Here is a 3,970-nt window from a genome sequence, read left to right as displayed (position 1 = left end):
GGCCCACTCGGCGATCGCCACGCGCGCCCCGTCGCGGCGCGTGCGACGCTCGTGCGCGATCAGCGCCCCGGCCTGGCGCGTCTCCCAGCGCCAGGTCTCCGCCGACTGGCCCAACCAGGTCGCCGTGCTGACCTGCACCGGGCTGGTTTTTTCGAGTGCCGCGCGTTCCTGGGCGACCGCCCGATCCCAGTCCACGCCAGGGGGGATGGCCCCCACCGTCACCTTCAGCAGCGGCGCCAGGGTCGCGCTGGCCGGCAGGTCGCGCCGGTCGAGCGTGAGCGTGTTGCCGCGCACGCTGGGCAGCCAGCGCAGCGTGTCCAGCGGGCGCAGCGTCAGCCCGAGGGCCGGCGCGACCAGGCTGTCGCTGCGCTGCAGCGGCAGGCGCTGCCCTGGCGTGGCACCGCTCGCGCTGAGCGGCACGCGCAGCGTCTCGGCGATCGCCTCGAAAGCCGCCAGGGCGGCTGGAAACTCGCCCTCCAAGGCCTGCGCATCGAACAAGGTCAGCACGCCTTCGTGTGGCACGTAACAGCGCCAGGTGCGCACCACCCGGGCCGGCTGGCCCGCCTCGGATGCCTGGGGCGTGGTCAGCCACCAGGAGTCGGCCTCCACGCCATCCAGCCGCACCCGTGAGACCACCACCCCACCACCCGCCTGCTCGACGTTGCGCCGATCCGCCTGCAGGGCCACCGCCAGCTCCGCCGCGGGAGGCAGGTCGACCACCGTCAGGCGCACGAGCGGGCCATCAGGACGCACGCGCGGCCCGATCCGGGTTTGCAGGGCCAGGCCAGCCGGCAGCGGCGCAAACTCCCAGCCAAACGGCTCAGGACGGGTCAGGGCCAGGCCCAGCGCCTTGAACAGATAGGTATCTCCGCGCAACTCATGGCTGCGTTCGGGCGGCTCGCGCCGGTTGGCCGGCTGCCAGCTGCCCAGCAGCAGCTGGACGGGGCTCAACGGCAAGGGGGTCTGCGAGAGGCAACCCGCGAGGCAGGCCGACAGCAGCCCCCCCCCGCCAACCCGCCACGCCCTCCGAAGGGCGTCGCGCTGCGCGTCCACACCCATCCGATCGGCGCGCTCAGTCCGCGGTGGGAATCAGGATCTCGGCGTGCTTGACCACATCGGCGATCATGTCCGCGGTGTCGCTGCAGCCGATGATGATCAGGTCGCCCTCGCGGCCCTGATCGATCGCGTGCCGGATGGCCGTGGGCTCGTCCAGAATCAATTCGACCCGGGAGGGGTCCAGCCCACTTTCCAGCACCCCCTGGCGCATCAATTCCGGCGCCTCTCCCAGCGGCCGCCCGCGCAGATCGGTCATCTGGCGCACGATCACGTGGTCGAAACCCGCCCCGCAGATGCGGCCGATTTCCCGCAGTTTCTCGTCGTAACGATCGCCCGGCGCCGTGATCACCCCGACCAGCCGCTTGTGGTTCAACTTGCGGGCCGTCTCGATGATCAGGCGGTAGCTCTGGGCATTGTGCGCGTAATCGAGCAGCACGTGGAAATCGCGCACACGGAACAGGTTCATGCGGCCCGGGTTCTGCTCGACGCTGGAGGTGAAGGTGGTCAGCCCGGCGATGATCTGGGCCTGGGTGTAACCCTGGACCCACAGGGCCGCCACCGCCGCCAGCGAGTTCTGCACGTTGAAGCGCGCCCGCCCGCGCAGGGTGAAGGGAATCCGCTCGACCTCCAGCAGGGGAATGCGATGGTCGCCTTGGGCCAGCATGATCATGTTGCGACGCAGGTAGACGGCTCGGCCCCCGGCGTCGAGGTGCTTGTTGACCACCGGGTGGTCCGGGTCGAGCGAGAAGAAGACCGTCTCACAGCCCTCGGGCTTGTGCTCGGCCATCTCGACGACCAGCGGGTCCTCGGCGTTCAGCACGCAGGCCTTGGCGGCCGTCTCGACCACCAGTCGCTTGACGCGGGCCAGGTCCGCCAGCGTTTCGGCGCCGTGCTGGCCCAGGTGGTCGTCGTGGATGTTCATGACCACGCCCACGTCACAGCGATCGAAGGCCAGGCCCCGCTTGAACATGCCCCCACGGGCCGTTTCCAGCACGGCGGCTTCCACGATCGGGCTGGTCAACACCGTGCGCGCGGACCAGTAGCCGGTGCAATCACCCGATTCGGCCAGCCGGCCGTCGATGTAAATGCCCTCGGTGGTGGTGATGCCCGTGACGTGCCCGGTGTTTTGAATCACATGACCGATCAGCAGGGTCGTGGTGGTCTTGCCGTTGGTGCCGGTCACCGAGATGATCGGCACCCGGCTCGGCGACCCGGAAGGAAACAGGGAGCGCACGATCGCCGCTCCCACGTCGTGAGGCTGGCCCTTGGCGGGGTGCTGGTGCATGCGAATGCCCGGCGCCGCGTTGACCTCGATGATGGCCCCGCGCTGCTGCGCAAACGGCACGGCGATGTCGTGGCAGACCACGTCGATGCCGGCCACATCCAGCCCGATCTTCTGGGCGGCCTGCACGCAGGCATCCGCGTTGCGCGGGTGAATCTGGTCGGTCACGTCCTCGGCCGAGCCGCCCGTGCTGAGATTGGCGTTCTCCTTGAGCACCACCAGCAGGCCCTCGGCCGGCACGTCGTCGAAGGTCAGCCCCTGCCGTTCCAGCACCTGGCGCGCGCCCTCATCCAGCTTGATGCGGGTCATGGGCTTGAGGTGCCCCTCCCCCCGCTTGGGGTTCTCGTTCTCCGCCGCCACCAGCTCCCGCACCGTGCGCTGCCCATCGCCGAAGACGTGGGCCGGCATCCGCCGGGCGACCGCGATGACCTGGTCGCCCACCACCAGCACGCGATAGTCCTGGCCTTCGATGAACTGCTCCACCAGCACGGCGCGGCGATAGGTCGCGGCCAGCTCGTAAGCGGCCTGGATCTGCTCGGGATTGACCAGGTTCAGGCTGACGCCCTTGCCCTGGTTGCCATCGAAGGGCTTGAGCGCCACCGGACCGCGCAGGCGCCGGGCGGCCGCCAGGGCCGCCTCGGCCGAACGCACCACCTCGCCCTTGGGCACCGGCAGACCGGCCTCGGCCAGCAGGGTCTTGGTGAGTTCCTTGTCCGACGCGATGCCGACCGCAATGTGACTGGTGTTGCTGGTCATGGTGGCCTGGATGCGCTTCTGGTACTTGCCCCAGCCGAGCTGGAACAGGCTGGCTTCCTCGGTGATGCGGAAGGCCGGAATGCCTCGGCGTTCGGCCGCCTCGACGATCGCCTTGGTGGAGGGTCCGAGCGCATGGAGTTCGGCCCAGTAACGCAGTTTTTCCAGGTCCTCAGTGATGTCGACGCTCTCGCCGCGGGCCAGCCCTTCGACAATTCTCATGGCCACGGGCAAGGCCTCGGTGACCACCTTCTCGATCTTGTAGGAACACACGATCGTGTACTGGCGCGGGCGATTCGGCACCTGACGCGCCTTACCGAAGCCCACGTCGATGCCGACCATGTTCTGCAGTTCGATCAGCACGTGTTCGGTGATGTGGGCCGGGTAGGTGCCCTCCTTGAGGCGCTCCACAAAGCCCCCGCGCCGTCCGAGCGAGCAGCGATGGTCGTGCAGGCCGGGCAGCAGGGCGCAGATCTGCTCGGTGAAGCCCGGAAAGCTGGAGGAGGGACGATCGTCGAGGTCTTCGAGGTCCAGCACGGCCAGGAAACAAGGCCTGGGCGAGTGGATGTTGGGACCGCGGAGGATGCGCTTTTCAAGAACCTTCATGGGGGCCTTTTTCAGGACAGGGACGGAGTCAGCAGGGGGCTTATACCCCACGCAGGCGACGGCGTGACGTGAACGGGGCGTCGCACCACAGGTCCAACCCGGTCGAGCGCCCTCTTCAGGTCGGCACGGCCTCGTCGAGCGGGTGGTGGGCCTCGTGCTGCAGCAGGCGCGATTCGATGTGGAAGCGCGCCCCGGCGGGCAGCACGTGCAGCTGGATGTTGCTCATCGCGAGGATCTGGCCGGTGCGGGCTTCGTGGACGTTGGAGTAGTCCA

General features: G+C 68.8%; 2 protein-coding genes. Both read right to left on the bottom strand.

The features are described 5' to 3' along the window. On the bottom strand, window positions 1-957 hold a 957-nt coding region (locus tag VKP62_05265), incomplete at its 3' end, for a hypothetical protein (protein MEB3196595.1). A 115-nt stretch (window positions 958-1,072) separates the two neighbouring features. Continuing rightward, the gene (cphA, locus tag VKP62_05260) at window positions 1,073-3,697 is read right to left on the bottom strand and encodes a cyanophycin synthetase (protein ID MEB3196594.1); all 2,625 of its coding nucleotides are present in this window, start codon (window positions 3,695-3,697) and stop codon (window positions 1,073-1,075) included. Window positions 3,698-3,970 lie beyond the last annotated feature (273 nt).

It is taken from the genome of Candidatus Sericytochromatia bacterium (assembly GCA_035285325.1).
Taxonomy (GTDB): Bacteria; Cyanobacteriota; Sericytochromatia; order S15B-MN24; family JAQBPE01; genus JAYKJB01.
The sequence above is the reverse complement of the archived record's forward strand: the minus strand, read 5'-3'. Positions and strand labels throughout refer to the sequence as shown.